Annotated in this window: 22 protein-coding genes; 7 read left to right on the top strand and 15 right to left on the bottom strand. The window is 40.7% G+C overall.

Annotated elements, in window-relative coordinates; all coding sequences use genetic code 11:
- Positions 1 to 14 precede the first annotated feature (14 nt).
- The 6 genes from OFN91_RS08100 to OFN91_RS08125 form a co-directional block, all read right to left on the bottom strand.
- Positions 15 to 1,001 carry a beta-ketoacyl-ACP synthase III gene (locus OFN91_RS08100; RefSeq protein ID WP_270873891.1) on the bottom strand — a complete coding sequence of 329 codons (987 nt, stop codon included), beginning with the start codon at positions 999 to 1,001 and terminating at the stop codon, positions 15 to 17.
- 2 nt (positions 1,002 to 1,003) lie between these two features.
- A complete protein-coding gene (plsX, locus tag OFN91_RS08105) occupies positions 1,004 to 1,996 on the bottom strand; it encodes a phosphate acyltransferase PlsX (RefSeq protein WP_270873892.1) in 993 nt (330 codons plus the stop codon).
- Positions 1,997 to 2,000: 4 nt separating this feature from the next.
- Complete coding sequence (gene rpmF / locus OFN91_RS08110) at positions 2,001 to 2,147, bottom strand: 50S ribosomal protein L32 (protein WP_270859730.1); 147 nt, start codon at positions 2,145 to 2,147, stop codon at positions 2,001 to 2,003.
- Positions 2,148 to 2,166: 19 nt separating this feature from the next.
- Entirely contained in the window at positions 2,167 to 2,517 is a 351-nt protein-coding gene (locus OFN91_RS08115; protein ID WP_270873893.1) for a hypothetical protein, read from the bottom strand.
- A gap of 9 nt (positions 2,518 to 2,526) precedes the next feature.
- Positions 2,527 to 2,940: a nucleoside-diphosphate kinase gene (ndk, locus tag OFN91_RS08120; RefSeq protein ID WP_270873894.1), complete on the bottom strand. Its 414-nt coding sequence runs from the start codon at positions 2,938 to 2,940 to the stop codon at positions 2,527 to 2,529.
- A gap of 106 nt (positions 2,941 to 3,046) precedes the next feature.
- Positions 3,047 to 3,331: a DUF362 domain-containing protein gene (locus tag OFN91_RS08125; protein ID WP_270859733.1), complete on the bottom strand. Its 285-nt coding sequence runs from the start codon at positions 3,329 to 3,331 to the stop codon at positions 3,047 to 3,049.
- Between the two features lie 175 nt (positions 3,332 to 3,506).
- On the opposite strand from OFN91_RS08125, the gene OFN91_RS08130 reads away from it, so the two are divergent.
- Positions 3,507 to 4,103: a peroxiredoxin gene (locus OFN91_RS08130; protein ID WP_270873895.1), complete on the top strand. Its 597-nt coding sequence runs from the start codon at positions 3,507 to 3,509 to the stop codon at positions 4,101 to 4,103.
- 196 nt (positions 4,104 to 4,299) lie between these two features.
- Positions 4,300 to 7,035, top strand: a complete 2,736-nt coding sequence (locus tag OFN91_RS08135; RefSeq protein WP_270873896.1) for a M16 family metallopeptidase — start codon at positions 4,300 to 4,302, stop codon at positions 7,033 to 7,035.
- Between the two features lie 72 nt (positions 7,036 to 7,107).
- Here OFN91_RS08135 and OFN91_RS08140 read toward each other — a convergent pair whose 3' ends face one another.
- From OFN91_RS08140 to gatC, 9 genes are all read right to left on the bottom strand, one after another.
- On the bottom strand, positions 7,108 to 7,761 hold the full coding sequence (locus OFN91_RS08140; RefSeq protein WP_270873897.1) for a hypothetical protein: 654 nt from the start codon (positions 7,759 to 7,761) through the stop codon (positions 7,108 to 7,110).
- A gap of 4 nt (positions 7,762 to 7,765) precedes the next feature.
- Positions 7,766 to 8,551: a shikimate dehydrogenase gene (locus OFN91_RS08145; protein WP_270873898.1), complete on the bottom strand. Its 786-nt coding sequence runs from the start codon at positions 8,549 to 8,551 to the stop codon at positions 7,766 to 7,768.
- Complete coding sequence (locus OFN91_RS08150; protein ID WP_270873899.1) at positions 8,551 to 9,594, bottom strand: SPOR domain-containing protein; 1,044 nt, start codon at positions 9,592 to 9,594, stop codon at positions 8,551 to 8,553. Before OFN91_RS08150 ends, OFN91_RS08145 begins: the two co-directional genes overlap by 1 nt.
- A gap of 88 nt (positions 9,595 to 9,682) precedes the next feature.
- Positions 9,683 to 10,924 (bottom strand): serine hydroxymethyltransferase, encoded by a 1,242-nt coding sequence (locus OFN91_RS08155; RefSeq protein ID WP_270873900.1) that lies wholly within the window; start codon positions 10,922 to 10,924, stop codon positions 9,683 to 9,685.
- A 2-nt stretch (positions 10,925 to 10,926) separates the two neighbouring features.
- Positions 10,927 to 12,420 carry a lysine--tRNA ligase gene (gene lysS, locus OFN91_RS08160; RefSeq protein WP_270870061.1) on the bottom strand — a complete coding sequence of 498 codons (1,494 nt, stop codon included), beginning with the start codon at positions 12,418 to 12,420 and terminating at the stop codon, positions 10,927 to 10,929.
- A gap of 1 nt (position 12,421) precedes the next feature.
- Complete coding sequence (locus OFN91_RS08165; protein WP_270865390.1) at positions 12,422 to 12,889, bottom strand: Fur family transcriptional regulator; 468 nt, start codon at positions 12,887 to 12,889, stop codon at positions 12,422 to 12,424.
- Positions 12,889 to 13,557 (bottom strand): CvpA family protein, encoded by a 669-nt coding sequence (locus OFN91_RS08170; RefSeq protein WP_270868871.1) that lies wholly within the window; start codon positions 13,555 to 13,557, stop codon positions 12,889 to 12,891. The genes OFN91_RS08165 and OFN91_RS08170 overlap by 1 nt, the downstream gene beginning before the upstream one ends.
- Positions 13,558 to 13,559: 2 nt before the next feature.
- Entirely contained in the window at positions 13,560 to 14,642 is a 1,083-nt protein-coding gene (locus tag OFN91_RS08175; protein WP_270859742.1) for a type IV pilus twitching motility protein PilT, read from the bottom strand.
- An 11-nt stretch (positions 14,643 to 14,653) separates the two neighbouring features.
- Positions 14,654 to 14,941: an Asp-tRNA(Asn)/Glu-tRNA(Gln) amidotransferase subunit GatC gene (gene gatC / locus OFN91_RS08180; protein ID WP_270859743.1), complete on the bottom strand. Its 288-nt coding sequence runs from the start codon at positions 14,939 to 14,941 to the stop codon at positions 14,654 to 14,656.
- 116 nt (positions 14,942 to 15,057) lie between these two features.
- On the opposite strand from gatC, the gene OFN91_RS08185 reads away from it, so the two are divergent.
- From OFN91_RS08185 to hisG, 5 genes are read left to right on the top strand one after another with little or no spacing between them, the layout of a single operon-like run.
- Positions 15,058 to 15,609, top strand: a complete 552-nt coding sequence (locus tag OFN91_RS08185; protein WP_270865388.1) for a hypothetical protein — start codon at positions 15,058 to 15,060, stop codon at positions 15,607 to 15,609.
- Entirely contained in the window at positions 15,609 to 16,619 is a 1,011-nt protein-coding gene (locus tag OFN91_RS08190) for an L-seryl-tRNA selenium transferase (protein WP_270873901.1), read from the top strand. The genes OFN91_RS08185 and OFN91_RS08190 overlap by 1 nt, the downstream gene beginning before the upstream one ends.
- On the top strand, positions 16,609 to 16,941 hold the full coding sequence (locus OFN91_RS08195) for a hypothetical protein (protein WP_270873902.1): 333 nt from the start codon (positions 16,609 to 16,611) through the stop codon (positions 16,939 to 16,941). Before OFN91_RS08190 ends, OFN91_RS08195 begins: the two co-directional genes overlap by 11 nt.
- Complete coding sequence (locus tag OFN91_RS08200) at positions 16,928 to 17,548, top strand: type III pantothenate kinase (RefSeq protein WP_270873903.1); 621 nt, start codon at positions 16,928 to 16,930, stop codon at positions 17,546 to 17,548. Before OFN91_RS08195 ends, OFN91_RS08200 begins: the two co-directional genes overlap by 14 nt.
- Positions 17,545 to 18,156, top strand: coding sequence for an ATP phosphoribosyltransferase (gene hisG / locus OFN91_RS08205; protein WP_270866573.1), 612 nt, complete (start codon positions 17,545 to 17,547; stop codon positions 18,154 to 18,156). The genes OFN91_RS08200 and hisG overlap by 4 nt, the downstream gene beginning before the upstream one ends.
- Positions 18,157 to 18,360: the final 204 nt, after the last annotated feature.

The following is an 18,360-nucleotide window of genomic DNA, read 5'->3' on the forward strand; positions in this document are numbered from 1 at the left end:
ATAAATTTTGAAATTTAAGCGTTAAATTTAAATAGCACAGAACCCCAAGTAAATCCCCCGCCAAAGGCGTCTAGCAAGACTAACGAGCCATTTTTTAGCCTGCCAGTCTCATAAGCTTCGTTTAGTGCCATTGGGATTGAAGCCGAGCTTGTGTTGCCGTATTTTTGCACAGTTACGACACATTGATTTTCCGTAAAGCCTATCTTTTCGCGCACTGCCTCGATTATGCGCAAATTCGCCTGGTGCGGGACAAACAGATCAATATCGCTAGCTTTAAGGCTATTTTTTTCTAATGCCTCTTCGACCGATTTTATCAGCGTTGGAACTGCGATTTTATAGACATCTTGACCGCGCATTTTGATAAATCCGAGCTTATCGTCTAAAATTTGTTGTGAGATAGGATTTGCGCTCCCAGGTGCTGGCGTGATCAAATAATCAGCCTTTGCGCCGTCGCTCGCACTGTTTGTGTAGATTATGCCCTCACCCTCGCCCTCGCTCACTACCGCTGCGCCAGCGCCATCGCCAAAAAGCACGCAGGTGCTTCTATCGCCATAATCCGTAATCGCGCTTAGTTTTTCGCTTCCGACGATTAGTATATGCTTTTTCGCTCCGCTTTCGATAAGCGATTTTGCTAGGTCTAGTAAATATACAAATCCACTACACGCAGCACTTATATCAAACGCCATAACGCCAAATTTACACCCTAGCTTATCTGCAATCAAAGCCGCAGTTGATGGCATACAAAAATAATCAGGCGTGATTGTAGCGCAAAGCACAGCGTCGATTTGCTCTGCTCTTAGCCCGCTTCTTTGAAGTGCCAAAGCAGCAGCCTTTGCGCCCATATCGCTAGTAGCCTCATTTGTATCTGCGATATGGCGTTCTTTAATGCCCGTTCTTTGGGTAATCCACTCATCACTGGTATCGACCATACCCTCCAAATCGTAGTTCGTTAAAATTCTCTTTGGAGCGTAGGCGCCTATGGATACCACCGAAGCCTTCATCTTTATCCTTGGTTGTAGTTGCTAAGTTGGGTTTGGATAACTGAGTTTATGTTTGAATCCGAAAATTTAAGCGCTTGAAAAATTGCGTTTTTTATCGCTTTTGGCGTGCTTTTGCCATGGCTTATGATTACGCACTCTTTCACGCCCAAAAGTGGCGCGCCACCAGTTTCATCGTAATCGGTCGATTTTTTGATTATCTTAAATACTCGCCTCATCAAAATCGAACCAGCTATCGCAATCGGCGATTTTTTCGCCTCTTTTTTGATAAGTTTATTCATAGCGCTGGCTATGCCCTCGCTGGTTTTAAGGACGATATTTCCGATAAATCCGTCAGTGATAACGACATCTACCGAGCCGTCGAAAATCTGATTTCCCTCGGCGTTGCCGACGAAATTTTGCATTTTTTTGAGTTTTGGGAAAATTTCTTTATTGACCTCGTTACCCTTGCTATCTTCTTCGCCGTTTGACAAAAGCCCGATTCTAGGGGTTTTAATCCCCATAATCTCTTTTGCATAAGCCTCGCCCATAACGGCAAATTCGAATAAATTTTCAGGTTTGCAATCCACATTTGCCCCGACATCTAAAACCAGCGTTTTACCGCCCTGACTAGTCGGAAAAAGCGTAGCAATGGCTGGGCGCGAAATACCTGGAATTCTACCGATTCTAAGCGTAGCTAGGCTGTGCGTAGCCCCGCTATGACCAGCTGAGACCACGGCCTTACAGGTGCCATTTCTGACTAAATCTACTGCTTGATAAATGGTGGAATTTTTGCGTTTTAAAACATCCGTCGCACCCTCTTTCATCTCAAAAACTTCGTCAGTTTGGACATACTCTATGTATTTTTGAAATTCTGCCGGGATAAAAGGGGCGATTCTCGCCTTGTCGCCTACTAAGAAAGCTTTGAATTTTTGCTCTCTTAGTGCTTCAATAACTCCGCATACAATAGGCTCGCAACCGAAGTCGCCGCCCATTGCGTCGATAGCAATCGACGTCATGGGATTAGTATTCTCCTGTATTTTTATTTACTCTGTGAGGAATCTTCCAGCTACCGTCTTTGTCTTTGACTGGCACAGGTAGAGTTACAGTGTAATGAGTTCTTCTTTTTGCTGCGCGAGTTTTACTCACTCTTCGTTTAGGAACTGCCATTTTTTCTCCTTTATAAAATTTATAATTCTTTACATTTGTCGCAATAAAAGTAGTCGCTTTTTATCGCTTCTACTTCGCTTTGTAAAATTTCATCTATATCGATACTGCCCTCGAAAAACTCGATTACATCTAAGCTGTCAGAACCTTTGTATATCCCATCGCTTAGCGTTAAATCAACATTTTCGTCTAAACTTAACTCAAATTCGCTTCCGCAACGATCACAAATATATGGTATCGCTCCGCAAATTTGGGCGTTGCATTTATACAGGCTTTCTCCTGATTTGTGCAACTCGCCGCTAAATTTAACACCGCCACTTTGGGTATCAAATTTAATCGGCTCTTTTGTGATTTTTACAAAGTTAATTTTCAAAATTTTACCTTAGCAAATCTCTTTTTTAGCAAAGAAAAATGCAATCTCAATAGCTGCGTTTTCTAGGCTATCGCTACCATGGACTGCGTTTGCATCGATACTCTCGGCGAAATCAGCGCGGATTGTGCCTGGCTTTGCCTCTTTTGGATTTGTTGCACCCATTAGTTCGCGGTTTTTAGCTACTGCGTTTTCACCCTCTAAAACCATAACCACAACTGGGCCACTAACCATAAAATCAACTAATTCGCCAAAAAATGGGCGATCTTTATGAACTGCGTAAAACGCTTTTGCGTCATCTACGCTTAATTGCAATTTTTTTGCTGCTGCTATACGCAAACCGTTGCTTTCAAATCTATCTATGATTTTGCCTATAACGCCCCTTTTTACGGCATCTGGCTTAATTATTGATAGTGTTTGTTGCATACGAACTCCTTTATTGTAAAAGGATGATTATATCTAAAATAGGTTAAAATTTATTTAAGAATTAAATTTTCATGGCATTTAAGCCATGAAAATTTTGAATTTGTATTTATGCGACTACCGGAGTATCGCCACCGCGCAATTCTGCGCCGATTTCAGCTTTGCTTGGTTGTCCAGCGACAACTTCGCTCCAAACGATACAGCCGTCAGTTGGACAGGCGTTTGCACAGGCTGGTTCGTCATTGTGACCTACACACTCTACGCATTTATCAGCATATACATAGTATGTGTCTGCCCCTGTTGGGTTATCGCTATCATCAACAATCGCGCTAACTGGGCACTCATCGATACAAGAACCGCATGCTATACAAATATCAGTAATTTTTACTGCCATATTTTCTCCTTTATCAAAAAATACTCTAAATAATAACACACATTTTTTAAAAAGTCATTAAAAATTTTGATTAGATTTGAATTTTATATTGCGTGTAAATTTGGTTTAAATTTTTTATAAGATAAAATGTGTATAATTCGCAAATGATAAATTTTATTATTAAGGAGAAAATATCATGTTAGTAACTACAAAAGCAGTAGATTTCACAGCACAAGCCGTTCTTGGCGACAACAGCATTGTAGAGGACTTCAACCTTTACAAAAACATCGGCCCAAAAGGCGCAGTTGTGTTCTTTTATCCAAAAGATTTCACATTTGTTTGCCCTAGCGAGATTATCGCATTTGACAAACGCTATAAAGAATTTAAAGATAGAGGCGTAGAGGTCATCGGCGTATCTTGCGATAGCGAGTTCGTGCATCTTGCATGGAAAAACACACCAGTAAATGAAGGCGGTATCGGCAAAGTCCAATTCCCACTAGTTTCAGATATCACAAAAGATATCGCTAGAAGCTTCGATGTGCTTTTTGGCAATGCAGTTGCGCTAAGAGGCTCATTTTTGCTAGATAGCGACGGCACAATCCGCCACGCTGTCATCAACGACCTCCCACTTGGCAGAAATATCGACGAGATGATTCGTATGGTAGATACTATGCTATTTACTAACGAGCATGGCGAGGTTTGCCCAGCTGGCTGGAACAAAGGCGACGCTAGTATGAAGGCTAACCCACAAGGCGTAGCCGAGTATTTAGGCAAAAACTCAGACAAACTATAAAACTCCAAATTTGGCGCAGCCCCCCCTGCGCCAAATTTATCACGCAAACGCGTGCGTATGGGGCCTTCCCCCTAAGGCTCCACCTTTATGTATCCCCATAAAATTGAAATTTTAAGAGAGCCTTTAAAAGCTCTCTTTTTTCATTTAAAATTTACTATTTTCAGTTAAAATCTCGCTTTTTTAAAAAGGATAATTTATGAAAAAAATATTTTTCGCACTTTGCGCGGCATTTAGCCTAAATTTCGCCGTATCACTTGACCCAAATTTAGCACTGAAATTTGACGCCAATGTAACCACAGGCACCCTAGAAAACGGCCTAAAATACTTTATACAGCAAAACCCCGTCCCCAAAAACAGCGCATATTTTTACCTAAATGTAAATGCTGGCAGTATCGACGAAAACGACGACGAGCAGGGATTTGCGCACTTTGTCGAGCACATGGCGTTTAATGGCAGCGAAAATTTCGACAAAAACGAGCTAGTCAAAAAACTAGAAAGCCTAGGCGTGAAATTTGGCGCAGATTTAAACGCCCAAACTAGCTTTCAAAACACGACCTACAATATCCAAGCAAGCGTGAGCGATGAAAATTTAAACGACATTTTCACGGTGTTTAGAGACTACGCTAAGGGCGTGAAATTTGACCCAGCCGAGGTCGAAAAAGAAAAAGGCGTAATTTTAGAAGAGGCGAAAAAGGATTATAAAACCAGATTTTACGAGCAAAGAGCCAAATCACTCTATCCAGACTCTATCTTTCAAAGACGCTTCCCAATAGGCAAAAACGAAGCCATAGCGGGTGCGACAAGCGAAAGTTTGCGGGCGTTTTATGATAGAAATTATGCTCCAAATTTGATGAGCGTCATCGTCGTGGGCGATGTAAATTCGACGCAAATCGAAAATTTAATCAAAGCCAAATTTAGCGATTTAAAACCTCGCTCTAAAAAAATCGCGCGCGATACGAGCCTGCAAAAATTCGGCGCAGGTTATGCAAACATCGTAGAGCCCCAGATTGGCACAAATGCCGTCAATATCGTATTTGCCGGCGAGCACAGCCCCTTAAACAGCATAGGCGAAATGAAAAAAGCCTGGCTTGATACCTACATCGCAAAACTTCTTAGCCTTAGCTACGATGCCCTAAATATAGGCGCGAAAATCCCCCTAAAAGCGGGATTTGACAGCGATGATTTATTCGGCGAGCGCAGACTTTACTCGTTTGGGGCAAACATTTTTGATTTCGACGCAAATGCCACGCTGACTAGCCTATTTAGCGCGATTAAGGGCGCTAGGGAGCATGGATTTTCGGCTGGGGATTTTGAGAGTGCAAAGGCGGAATTTATCAACTCAGTCCAAACCAATCTCATCAAAAATGACACGCAAAACAAGCAAATTTATGAAATTTTGGATTTTGTAATAAATGGCAACACTAAGCTTGGCAAGCAGGATAAACACGATTTAAGCCTTGCGATTTTGGGCGAAATTTCGCTAAATGATGTCAATGAATACTTTAAGCAAATCACGAACGGAGCGCACTTTACGGAGATAATTTCGACGAAAGATCTAAATTTAAGCGCAGGGGAAATAGATAAAATTTATCAAAATGCAACCCCATTTGATTTTAGCAAAAATGGCCTGGGCGAGAAAAAACTTTTAGAAAACGAGCCTCTGCCAGCTAAATTTAGCCAAAATTTCGACACCGATAAAAACATAACCACGCTAAATTTCGATAACGGCGTCAAGGTGGTTTTAAAGCGAAATTTGGGCAAAAAAAATAGCATACAAATCAGCGTAAAAAAACTAGGCGGAATTTCGAATTTTGCAAGCAAAGCTGAGGCTGAAATTTTAAGCGCATTGCTAAATTCAGGCACTATTGGCGAGTTTAACGAATACGAGGCCAGGAGGCTTACTAGCGGATTTAACTACTCTTTGCGCTTTGGCATAAACGAACTTTCTAGCGGGTTTAGCGGGGAGTGCGCTAGCAAGGATTTCGAGGCAATGATGAGAGAGCTGTTTGTGAAAATGAGCACGCCAAAAATCCACGCAAATTCGCTAGAAAAATACCAAAGTAGCGCGCTATCTAACCTTGCGCTCAGAGATGAGACGATAGATTTTCGCTTCAACAAACAAATCGTAAATTCGCTATTTAGCGGAGATTTGCGTTTTAAAACTCCGCTTGAAATAAGCGATGTAAAAAGCGCGAATTTAGCACATTTTAGGGGCTTAGCAGATAAAATTTTCGCTAATGGAGGTGAATATTTGTTTGTGATAAGTGGGGATTTTGACGAGGATAAAATCACCGAAATTTTGGCCAAATACGCAGGAAATTTAAAAGGCAAAGCTGGCAGGGGCGAAATCGCCCAAACAAAGCTTAGCGCAAACGCCGTAAAAATCGAAGAAAACTACGGTGATAGCGATAAAAGCGAGGTCAGAATGATTTATCTAAACTACGATTTGAGCGAGTTTGACATTTTAAACTCATACAAGCTCAAAGCCTTCGAAAGTGCCGTAAAAACGCAAATCACTGAAAAAATCAGAGAGGCCAAAGGGCTAATCTACTCAGCCAGCGTGAGTGCCTCATACGCGCAGTTTCCGCAGATAAAATCTGGGCTAAATATCTCGTTTTCGTGCAACGAAAAGGACAAGGAAGCGGTGATTGAGGGAATCAAAGAAATTGTCGCTGATATCGCGCACAACGGCACTAGCGCAGATCAGCTAGAAAATTTCAAAAAAGCGCAAATTTTATCTATGAAAAGAGCCAGCGAAAACAACGATTTTTGGCTAAGCAACATCGCTTCGCACGAGCTTTTCGGCTATCCGTTTTACGATGATAAAATTTACGCTGCTCGCATAAACGCCCTTAGCAACGATGATGTGAAATTTGGGGCAAATTTAATCGCAAAAGAGCCGTTTATCGCGATTTTAAATCCGAAAAAGTAAGTAAATTTAGCCTTTTAACGATACTGCGCGCGCCATAAATTCGGCGATGTGTGCAGTGTCGAAATTCTTTTATCAATACAGATAATTTATACTTATTTTTATATCGTCAAGGTTTTTGCCTGTTTTTAGCAAAAAATATGTTTTTAATTCTAAATAATCAGAATTTTTTATAACGAAATTTACATACCTGTGATTATTATCGAAAATTTTGTATTCTTTCCAAAATTTAAGCGACAAGGTTTTATTAACAAATAAATTTGATAAAAAATTTATAAATAAAACTACTGATAAAATCAGCGACAATAAAATCAGTAAAAATTTCGTTGCCAAAAATAACCAAGCTATTAAAATCAGACCGATACCTAAAAATAAAAGTTTTTTGTTGATTACTTTATTTTTCTCTATGGTATTTTTGCCGTATGCTAAACTAAGAGTTTTGGTTATCTCTGTTATATCATTTAAATTTATAGTATTTTTTGTTGTTTTATCAATCGCATAAATTATGGAAGTATTTGTGAATTTTACCGATATTTTATCTTTATTTTTTACAAATTCTTGTAAATCTTGTATTCCAAATACTAAAAAAGCAATAGTTACCAATCCTATTTTTATATCGTAAATTAGACTAACCATAAAAATCATAATAGGCAGACAAGCGAAATAAATGATTACATACAAACTATAATCTTTTAAAACTAACGGCTCTTTGTCGTAATCTCTTTGCATAAATTTATAATCTTATCGCCCTAGACATTGCGCTTAAAATCAAATTTTTATCAAATTTATTATCATAAAAAAGATTAAACGCTAATGCGCCTTGGTTAATTAGCATTTCGCGTCCGTCTTTTGTGCGAACGCCGTGAGTGCTAGCCAAATCCAAAAACGGCGTAATCTTGCCATAAATTGCGTCAAATGCGAATTTTGCTTCCTTAAAAACAGCGTCCAAAATTTCGGCTGGGGCTGGTAAAAAATCATCTTTAAGCCCCGCGCTTGTGGAATTTACGACCAAATCATAGCTTTGAATTTTGAAATTTTCGTAGGTATAAAAATTCTCGCATTTAAAATTTTCTGGCTCTTTTTCGCTGCGGTTTAAAATGTCAAATTTAACGCCATTTTTCGCCAAAATATAGCCAATCGCCCGTGTCGTGCCACCAGCGCCCAAAACAAGCACGCGCTTTAAGCTTCCAAACTCCCTAATCGCCTCGTAAAATCCGGGCGCGTCAGTATTGTATCCGTAAAATTTGGAGTTTTTTCGCACGAGAGTATTCACCGAGCCGATCTCGCGCGCCGCCTCGCTTAGCTCATCGCTTATCCGGTAAGCTTCCAGCTTAAAAGGCACGGTGATGTTCGCGCCATTTAAGCCTAAATTCAGAAATTTTTGTTTCAAATCCGTAGCTGTTTCTAACAAAACCCGCCCATAAAAGGCATCAAGGCCTAGCTCTTTAATCGCTAAATTGTGCATTAAAGGCGATATGGAGTGAGATATCGGATTGCCAAAAACGGCAAATTTGTGCATTATTTCACTCTGTAAATGTATGCGCCACTATTGAGCGTGCGCATGTCGCTAATAGCCTTGTTTAGCTCTTCTCCGCTAAATGGACCGACCAAAATTTTAACCACATCTTTGCCATTTACTTGGGTTTTTAAACCCACTGGATTATAACCTTTGGCTGTGATTTTGCGCACATCTGAGCTGTTTGGATCGTAAGAGTTCGAAGCGAAAACTTGGATATAATTTCCAGCTCCCACGCTCGAATTCGCAGTTTTTGCCGCAGTGCCTACTTTGGCAGGTTCTTTTTTAGGCTCGGTTTTTGGAGTCTCTTTTTTGACTTCGGCTTTTTTGACTTCCTCTTTTTTAGGTTCAGGTTTTTTCGCCTCTACCTTTTTAGACTCATCTTTTTTAACCTCAACCTTTTTCACCTCTGCTTTTTTAGGCTCGGTTTTTGAAGCCTCTTTTTTAACTTCGACTTTTGGAGCTTCTTTTTTGATTTCAACCTTTGGAGCTTGCAACTGCTCTTTTACGGTTTTTACCTCTTCTGGTTTTGGTTCTTCTTTTTTAACCTCGATTCTTTGGACTACGACAGGCTTAGGCTCTTCTTTTTTTATCTCTACTGGTTTTGGCTCTTCTTTGACCTCGGGTTTTTTAATCTCTACTTTTGTTTGAGAGGCAGTGTTTTGCACCACTGGCTTTGGCTCATCTTTTACTTCGCTTTTGATTTCAACCTTTGAAATTTGAAGCTCGCTTGGTTTTGGCGCAGGGGTTGGCTCTGCCTTTGGAGCTGGGGTTTGAGGCTGCGCGTTAGAAGTATCACTGCTAACCACATTGATCTCTGGCTCTTTTTTTACCTCTTCTTTTTTAGTAAGTTCTTCTTCGCTAGGCATTGTTAGGGCTGCGTTTGTGTCAATGTCGTTTTTGTTGATAGCTTTCATTATTATAAGAACTATCAAAAACAAAACTATAATTCCAGCCGCAATAGTCAAAAGCTTTTTTAGGCTAGCTGTGCCGTCTCCTGGCGCTCCGTTCATAGTGATATCGCTCATATCAAATTTATCTGTCATAATATCTCCTAAAAAATTTATTTACCCTTTTTAAAAAATTTAACAAATCTTTTAAAAAGGGCAATAAGGCGCACAAAGCGCCTTAAAATCAATACATCGCTTTATCGTAAATGATAAATTTATGTGCCAAATCCACAATCTCTTTTTTAACTTTTGCTTGAAGTTCGGTGTTTGTTATGTCGCTAAGCACATCTGCGATTTTATTTGCAATAAACTCAAACTCAGCCTCTTTCATACCACGAGATGTCAGAGCAGGGCTTCCTACGCGAATACCGCTTGTTACAAATGGACTGCGAATCTCGCCTGGGACTGTGTTTTTATTTACTGTAATTCCTGCATTTCCTAGGGCTATATCAGCGTCTTTTCCGCTAAATTCTCTATTTAAAAAGCTAACCAAAATTAGGTGATTATCCGTGCCGCCACTTACTAGATCAAAGCCCCGTTTTACCAAAGTTTCGCCTAAAATTTTTGCATTTGCTTTGACCTGTTTTGCATAAACTTTCCACTCATCGCTAAGGTTGTGTTTGAAGCCGACAGCCTTTCCTGCGATGACATGCATTAGGGGCCCTCCTTGAATGCCCGGGAAAATCGAGCTATTGATTTTTTTAGCAAATTCTTCATCGTTTGTCATAATGATACCGCCGCGTGGTCCGCGAAGTGTTTTATGTGTAGTCGAGCTAACGACATGGCAGTGCGGGAACGGATGAGCGTGCTCTCCTGCTACAACTAGACCTGCGATATGAGCCACATCGGCAAAAAGATACGCACCCACGCTATCAGCGATTTCTCTAAATTTAGCGAAATCTATCTCTCTTGTGTAGGCACTTGCGCCACAAACTATCATTTTTGGTTTTACGATATTTGCTATGTCTGCTACGCGGTCGTAGTTTATGCGACCATCTAGCTCGACGCCGTATTCAAAGCTCTCATAATACTTTCCGCTACTTGAAACCTTTGCGCCGTGTGTTAGGTGTCCGCCGTGGCTTAAAGACATGCCCAAAATTTTATCACCCGGTTTTAAAAACGCTCCATAAACGCCTTGATTTGCTTGTGAGCCTGAATTTGGCTGAACATTTGCAAATTCGCAACCAAAAAGTTTTTTACATCGCTCAATAGCGATAGTTTCGATTTCATCGACAAATTCGCAACCGCCATAATATCTTTTGCCAGGATAACCTTCTGCGTATTTGTTTGATAGCACTGAGCCCATTACCTGCATAACTTCTGGGTAAGTGAAGTTTTCGCTTGCAATCATCTCTAAATGGTCGCACTGGCGAGCTAACTCCTTGCTCATCAAATCAAAAATTTCTTTATCAAAATCTGCCAACATTTTTACTCCTTATCTGAATTTAACGGTTTCATAGCTGGAAACAAAATAACATCTCGAATCGATTTTTTATTTAACAAAATCATCACCAATCTATCAATCCCAAGCCCCCAACCAGCGGTAGGTGGCATAGCATAACTTAGTGCTTTGACATAATCAGCGTCCATTTCGTGCGCTTCGTCATCGCCTGCGTTTTTCGCGTCGATTTGCGCCTTAAATCTCTCGAATTGATCAAGCGGATCGTTTAGCTCATTAAATGCGTTTGCAATCTCCTTGCCAGCGATATATAGCTCAAATCTCTCGGCGATTTTTGGATTTTCGTCGCTCCTTCTTGCAAGCGGGCTAATCTCGATAGGAAAATCCACAATAAAGGTCGGATCTATGAGCTTGGCTTCGACATAATTATCGAAAAGTTCGCTTTGCAAGTGGCCCAAATCTAGCTTTTCATTGACTTCAAATTTATCGGCTTTAAGCTTTGCTAAAATTTTGTCTTTATCATTTATAATCTCAGGATCCAATCCGCCTATTTCAACCAGCGCATCAAGGTATTTTATGCGTGCAAAAGGCTTAGTAAAGTCGATTTCAAGCTCGTCGTATTGAAGCTTTTTATCAAGCCCTAGCTTATCCATCACAGCCCAGATTAAATTTTGTGTCAGATCCATGACATCATTATAATCATGCCACGCCCAGTAAAACTCAATGCTGGTAAATTCAGGATTATGCGTTAAATCCATGCCCTCGTTGCGGAAATTTCTATTGATTTCAAAAACAGCTTCCATACCGCCTACGATTAGGCGTTTTAGATAAAGTTCAGGTGCGATTCGCAGATATCTATCTACATCAAGAGCGTTGTGGTGCGTGATAAAAGGCTTTGCGTTTGCGCCACCTGCGATTGGGTGCATCATTGGGGTTTCTACTTCCAAAAATCCATGCGCCTCGAAAAAGTTACGAATTTCACGGATTATGACAGAGCGTTTGATAAAATCGCTTCTAACCTCTGGGTTCATTATCATATCGAGGTAGCGTTGGCGGTATCGCATTTCGATATCTACTAGGCCGTGGAATTTCTCAGGTAGTGGAGAAATCGCTTTTGAAGCTAGTTTGATATTTGAAGCATGGATCGAAAACTCGCCAGTTTGCGTGATAAAGGCGTATCCTGTAACAGTGATAATATCGCCTACTTCAAGATTTTTCTTAAATTTAGCGTAATCTTCCTCGCCGATACTGTCGCGCGAATAATAAATTTGAATATTTCCGCTTTCGTCTTCGATATTTGCAAATGTCGATTTTCCCGCAACTCTTTTTAGTTTCAAACGCCCTGCTAAAACGACAATCTCATCTGATTTTTTTTCCTCTGTATTTGCAATACTAGCGAATTTCTCGCGAAATTCTACGATTTTCATATCTCGTTTTAAAAAATGAGGGTATGGATTTACCCCTAAATTTCGCAATTCGTTTGATTTATCTATTCTTTGGATTTCTAATTGTGAGTCGAACAAATTATTTCCTTTTTGCCGCGCAATCAGCACAGATTCCGTAAAGCTGCATAATATGGCCAGTTAGGACAAAGCCATTTTCTTTGGCGATTTGGATTTGTTTTTTCTCGATACTAGCGTCGCGGAATTCGACGATTTTATTGCAACTTTTGCAGATTAGGTGATCATGGTGTGGTTTGTTTGCAAGTTCGAATTTTTTGCCTTGCGCGCCGAAAGTAATCGATGTCGCCATGCCTGATTCTTCGAGCAAATTTAGCGTGCGATACACTGTGGCGATACCTACATTTAGCTCAGGATTTTTCGCCTTGATTTCGCTATGCAAAGCCTCTGGCGTAAAGTGCGTATTGCTATTATAAAGCGTTCTTAGCAAAACCTCGCGCTGTTTTGTATATTTTAAGCCATTATCGCTAAGTGCTTTTTTAAATTCAAGCAAAAGCGCGTCAAATTCCAAATTTTCGATTTTAGCGTCCATTACAATCTCCCTTCACTTACATTTAAATCCAAGCTTTGATTGATATCAAAAACCTCGTTTGAAATATTATTTTGAATTTCTGTCGTATTATCTTCGCTTGGGGTTAAAATTTCACTAGCTTTTTGCTCTAAGCTTTGCAAATTTTCTTTGACTACTGGGTCGTCTTTTAAATCCATAATCCACTTGCCCACGCTTAGTAGCACCGGAGCGACTGCGCTAGTTTCGAAAAATTTCTTTGTCTGCTCGTTTAGCATCATAGGACCTCTTGCAAAGGTTACGATAACGGCAAAGATTAAGAAAATTTTAGCCACGCTAAATGCAAATCCACCGATTCTATCGACAAATCCTAGCCCACTCCATTTAAAGAGTTTTGAGATAATCTCGCCCAAAATCAGGCAGATAATCCACACGCCAAAAAGCACAGCCAAAAATCCGATTAAAGTCTGAGTAGTATCGCCGGAGAAAATTCCATTTGCATTTTGCAATGCAGGGACTTTGCTAGCTATCCACGCACCTGCCATCTCTTTGTAGCGCACAGCGATCCACAAACCACCAATCAAACCTAAAATTCCAAAAATTTCCTTCATAATGCCATTTGTAAGACCTCTTAATCCAAAAAGGATTATCAGACCCACTACAATGGCGTCAAACCAATTTATACCTTCCATAATCACGCACCCACAACGCCGATAAGCTCTTGTAAATTTGTAGAATAGCGCAATGCCGTTTCTTTGGCGATTTGATTTGCTCTGATTGCCTTAACCATAGCCTGTGTTTGCGTAATCATACCAGTGCTTTGTTGGTTAAGTTGCATTTGTGAGTAAATTTGATGAACTTTGTTTTCGCGGATTAGGTTGGCAACCGCGTTGTTATTAATCAAAATTTCATGCACTGCGATACGACCGCCACCAAGCTTTGGAAGCAAAGATTGCGAAATAACCGCAGTTAGTGAAACTGAAAGCATGTTTCGCACTTGAAGTTGCTCGCCGCCGTCAAAGCTATCGATGATACGGTTGATTGTTTGGATCGCTGAGTTTGTGTGAAGTGTGCCAAAAACCAAGTGTCCTGTCTCAGCCGCAGTAATCGCAATAGAAATAGTCTCCCTATCACGCATCTCACCGACTAGGATAATATCAGGGTCTTCACGAAGTGAGAATTTCAAAGCTTGCGCATAAGAGTGGGTATCCGTGCCGATATTTCTGTGAGAAAATAGAGATTTTTTATTTTGATGCACGAACTCGACTGGGTCTTCAACCGTGATAATGTGCTTGCGCTCTTTTTCGTTGATTTCATTTAGCATAGCCGCCAAAGTCGTTGATTTACCAGATCCTGTCGGACCAGTAACTAAAATCATACCCTTTTCGCGTTTTACAACCTCTTTAAAAATGCTTGGAGCCTTCAAATCATCAAGGCTAGGGATATCGATAGGAATAATACGAAACGCAGCGGCCAAATCGCCGTTCATAGTGTAATAGTAGTTTCCACGAAAGCGTCCGATATTTGGCAATTCAATCGCGAAGTCAAGCTCTTTGTTTTCCTCTAAATCGCTTTTTTGTTGATCTGTAATCATCGCATAGCAAATATACTCGATATCACTTCCGCTAAGGCTATCCATAGCCAAAGGACGAAGCGTTCCATCTATTCGGATTTGCGGTGCTGAGCGAGAAACTAGGTGCAAGTCAGAAGCTTTATTAAAAACAACTGTCTTTAATAAGGTTTCTATATCTACTAAATTTTTTCTTGGATCTTCCATACTTTTCCTTTCTAATCAATAATTTTAGGCACTACAAAATAATCACCCTCGCTTGAAGGTGCATGCCCTAGGATAATAGAGCGAACATCGCTAGCGCGTGGCTCATCCTCGCGAAACGGAGTTCCGCCCTTTAAAGTAGTTATGGCTACTTCCTCACCATCTAATTTTAATTCGTTTAAAATTTCGACAAAATCTACTACCTTATTTAACTGACCGATAAACTCATTTCGTTTTTCATCAGGGATTTTTAAAGCAGCTAATTTTTCGAGCCTTGATAATAAAATTTCATCTATTATCATAAATTTTCCTTTTCTGATAAATGCGACATTATATCATAAAAATTCTTGTCTTTGGGCATATTTAAATTTTTTTATGCTACAATTACCGCCAAATTTAATCACAAAAGGATACTACTTTGGCTTTAAAAGACGACATTGAAGGCGTTAAAAAAGAAATAGGCACAGAAGAGCAGTTTTTAGAAGGCGTTATCAAAAGCGAAATTTTCATTAAAAAATACAAAAAACCTTTAATCTTTTTCGCTACCCTTATAATGGTGATTTTCGTAGGATACTGGGCAAACGAATTTATCCAAAATTCTCGCATAAACAGCGCAAACGAACTATACTCAGAGCTTTTAGAGGCGCGAGATGACGCAAAACTAGCCAAACTAAAAGACAAAGATTTCAATCTATATGCGTTATATATGCTAAATCACGGCACAGCCGATGATTTGACAGCTCTTGGAAGCGATAGCAAGGTCGATTACTTGCTAAAAGAGATTATCAGCGTGCAAAACGGCAAACAAAGCCCGCTTTTGCTTAACGATTATGACGCTATCGTAAAGGGATACGAGCTTTTGAAAACAGGTCAAATCGAGGCTGCAAACGCCGAATTTGACAAAATCGCCATAGATTCGCCAGTGCGAAATTTAGCGTTAAATTTAAAACATTACAAAGGAAATAAATAATGAAAAAATCAATCATATTTACACTTCTGCTTTCGTTTTTATTTTTCGGTTGTTCGACCAAACGCCAGTATTTCGACCCAGGCGATGACAATATCACAGGCGAAATGGCCTTTAACGGCTCGCTTCCAGCAGAAATTATCTATGCTGCCAAAGAGGGTGCCACGCTATCAAACGGCGCAGTTATCACCAAATCAGGCGTAAATGAAAATATCAAACTTAACAAAAACGAACGATTTTTAGGCGAGTATAATGGAAATTTCATCGCCACAGACACAAACGGCACGACTAGGGTTTTGGGTAGCGATGGCAGTGTGAAATTTGAGCGAGATCTCAAACGCTATGCCCTAAGTGGCGCGATTGACGGCGATGATTTAGCGCTTGTGATGAGCGATAATAGCGTAATGCTCTTTCGCCTAAGCTCGGGCGCTATGGTCCTAGATGATAAAATCGGCGACGCATTTGCCATAGATTCACGCACAGCCGCTCCGCTTTTTATCAACCAATTAGTAGCCTACCCAGCACTTGATGGCTTAGTAAATATCGTAGAGCGCACAGGTGGCCGCTCTGTGAGGGATTTCGTCGTATCAAATCAACCATTTTTTAACAACATAACCACGCTTCAAGCCCGTGGCGACGACCTTTATGCAGGCACAGGCACAAGGCTAGTTCTCATCAGCCCAAATGGCAACAAAACCTATAACCGCGACATTAGAAATGTCCTATTTGACGGCGATAGAATCTATCTTTTGCTAAAAGACGGCACGGTCGAGCTTTTGGATAAAAACCTAAATTTAATAAAATCTCGCAAATTTACCTTCGCTCAGCTATTAGAGGGTGTATTTAGCGGGGAATACCTTTATATCGTGGAGCGCACAGGTTTTGTTATCCGCACGGATAAAAATCTGCAAAGCGAGGCGATTTTTGAGCTAAGCGATGAGATTGACTCTCGCGCATTTAGCGCAAATTCGTCATTTTACTACGATGATAAAGTGCTAAATTTTGCTAAGTAAAATTTCCAATCTCATGGTTAGCCATGAAATTTTGCTTAAAAATTTCAAAACCATAGATTTGAAAATTTTCACTCGCTCCCGCACATACAGCGCCTATTTTGGCGTGGATTTATCTGGGTTTAATACCCTGATTTTCATGCGCGAGGCATCATCTCGCTTCATTATGCGAGATAGCGAATTTTTATTAAATTTAACCGAACAAATTTGCGCAAATTTAGGCAAAACTATCAAAAAACGAGTTTTGTTTCACAACAGCCAAATTTGCTCAAAAAGTAAAAAATTTTTAGAAGAAAACGGATTTAAAACCTATGCTTTTATGTGATATCGGCAACACGCATGCCAAATTTTATGATAACGGCGCAACCTTTGCTATGGGTATCGACGAGTTTTTGAACTACGAACCAATCGAGAGAGTGTATTGTATAAATGTAAATGCCAGAGTGCAACGCAAGCTAAACAACCCCCTATTTATCGACATTACGCACCATTTCCACATAAACACCACCTACCAAGGGCTAGGAATCGATAGAATCGTCGCGTGCAGTATGGTCGAAACTGGCGTCATCGTCGATGCAGGCAGCGCTATCACGGTCGATGTCATGGAAAAAGGCACCCACCTTGGCGGATTTATCCTGCCTGGAATCCACGCTATGCTTCGCACTTATGGCGAAATTTCATCTGTTTTAGATGTCAATCTCTCGACGAAAATTTCCCTAGACTCGCTTCCGCAAAAAACAAGCGACGCCGTGAATTACGGCATTTTCAAACCAACAATCCTAGCCATAGCTGATATCGCTGGCGATAAACGCATACACTTTACCGGCGGGGACGGCGCGTTTTTAATGCGACATTTCAAAAACGGCGTTTATGATAGGGATTTGATTTTCCGCGCTATGAAAAATTTAATCTCACAAAAAGGACTTTTATGATTACGATTGCGCTACCAAAGGGTCGCATTGCCGATGATACACTCAAAATTTTCAAAAGCATTTTTGGGCTAGAATTTGCCTTTGAAGACCGCAAATTAATCATGCAAGAGGGTGATTTTAAATTTCTTTATGTCCGCAACCAAGACATTCCTACCTATGTCGTCGGAGGCGCAGCAGATATCGGCGTAGTGGGGCTAGATGTGCTCGAAGAGCACAAACCAGATGTTTTGCGCCTGCTAGATCTCAAAATCGGCAAATGCAGAGTCTGCGTGGGCGTGCCAAACGAAACCGAGCTTGATTACAACACCCCAGGTATCAAAATCGCAACCAAAATGCCAAATATCACGCGCGAATACTTCGCCACCAAAGCCGTCGCCACTCAGGTCATCAAACTATACGGCTCGATCGAGCTAGCTCCGATTATAGGGCTATCAGACGCTATCGTCGATGTGGTCGAAACAGGCGCTACGATGAAGCAAAACGGCCTTAAAGTCGCCGAGGTCATCATGCACAGCTCAGCGCACCTCATCGCCAACAAAAACAGCTTTGTCATCAAACGAGATGAAATTTTAGATTTACGCGACAAACTCCAAACTGCTATCGCCTGAAATTTTAATTTGCCATTGCAAGCAAGCACGCCAAATCTGTCATTGCGAGAAATGCGAAGCATTTCCGTAAAAATAAAACCAGCTAAATTTTAAAAAGCAACGCTTTTTAAAATTTAGCCACCTTAAAAGCGTCGTCGGGGGTTGGGGGTTTGTAAGGGGGAAGGGGCGCGACCTCGCAATTCAAGCCCCCTTCCCCCTTACGAG

The sequence above is a fragment of the Campylobacter sp. JMF_08 NE1 genome, from assembly GCF_027737875.1.
Taxonomy (GTDB): domain Bacteria; phylum Campylobacterota; class Campylobacteria; order Campylobacterales; family Campylobacteraceae; genus Campylobacter_B.

What these genes read in the sequence shown, in the direction of transcription:
- OFN91_RS08145 (WP_270873898.1), bottom strand. Translation starts at nt 8,551, where the DNA reads ATGCACAAATTTGCCGTTTTTGGCAATCCGATATCTCACTCCATATCG.
- OFN91_RS08200 (WP_270873903.1), top strand. Translation starts at nt 16,928, where the DNA reads ATGCTTTTATGTGATATCGGCAACACGCATGCCAAATTTTATGATAAC.
- OFN91_RS08190 (WP_270873901.1), top strand. Translation starts at nt 15,609, where the DNA reads ATGAAAAAATCAATCATATTTACACTTCTGCTTTCGTTTTTATTTTTC.
- plsX (WP_270873892.1), bottom strand. Translation starts at nt 1,996, where the DNA reads ATGACGTCGATTGCTATCGACGCAATGGGCGGCGACTTCGGTTGCGAG.
- OFN91_RS08125 (WP_270859733.1), bottom strand. Translation starts at nt 3,331, where the DNA reads ATGGCAGTAAAAATTACTGATATTTGTATAGCATGCGGTTCTTGTATC.
- OFN91_RS08100 (WP_270873891.1), bottom strand. Translation starts at nt 1,001, where the DNA reads ATGAAGGCTTCGGTGGTATCCATAGGCGCCTACGCTCCAAAGAGAATT.
- OFN91_RS08170 (WP_270868871.1), bottom strand. Translation starts at nt 13,557, where the DNA reads ATGGAAGGTATAAATTGGTTTGACGCCATTGTAGTGGGTCTGATAATC.
- rpmF (WP_270859730.1), bottom strand. Translation starts at nt 2,147, where the DNA reads ATGGCAGTTCCTAAACGAAGAGTGAGTAAAACTCGCGCAGCAAAAAGA.
- OFN91_RS08165 (WP_270865390.1), bottom strand. Translation starts at nt 12,889, where the DNA reads ATGGACGCTAAAATCGAAAATTTGGAATTTGACGCGCTTTTGCTTGAA.
- OFN91_RS08155 (WP_270873900.1), bottom strand. Translation starts at nt 10,924, where the DNA reads ATGTTGGCAGATTTTGATAAAGAAATTTTTGATTTGATGAGCAAGGAG.
- OFN91_RS08175 (WP_270859742.1), bottom strand. Translation starts at nt 14,642, where the DNA reads ATGGAAGATCCAAGAAAAAATTTAGTAGATATAGAAACCTTATTAAAG.
- OFN91_RS08135 (WP_270873896.1), top strand. Translation starts at nt 4,300, where the DNA reads ATGAAAAAAATATTTTTCGCACTTTGCGCGGCATTTAGCCTAAATTTC.
- OFN91_RS08130 (WP_270873895.1), top strand. Translation starts at nt 3,507, where the DNA reads ATGTTAGTAACTACAAAAGCAGTAGATTTCACAGCACAAGCCGTTCTT.
- hisG (WP_270866573.1), top strand. Translation starts at nt 17,545, where the DNA reads ATGATTACGATTGCGCTACCAAAGGGTCGCATTGCCGATGATACACTC.
- ndk (WP_270873894.1), bottom strand. Translation starts at nt 2,940, where the DNA reads ATGCAACAAACACTATCAATAATTAAGCCAGATGCCGTAAAAAGGGGC.
- gatC (WP_270859743.1), bottom strand. Translation starts at nt 14,941, where the DNA reads ATGATAATAGATGAAATTTTATTATCAAGGCTCGAAAAATTAGCTGCT.
- OFN91_RS08150 (WP_270873899.1), bottom strand. Translation starts at nt 9,594, where the DNA reads ATGACAGATAAATTTGATATGAGCGATATCACTATGAACGGAGCGCCA.
- OFN91_RS08140 (WP_270873897.1), bottom strand. Translation starts at nt 7,761, where the DNA reads ATGCAAAGAGATTACGACAAAGAGCCGTTAGTTTTAAAAGATTATAGT.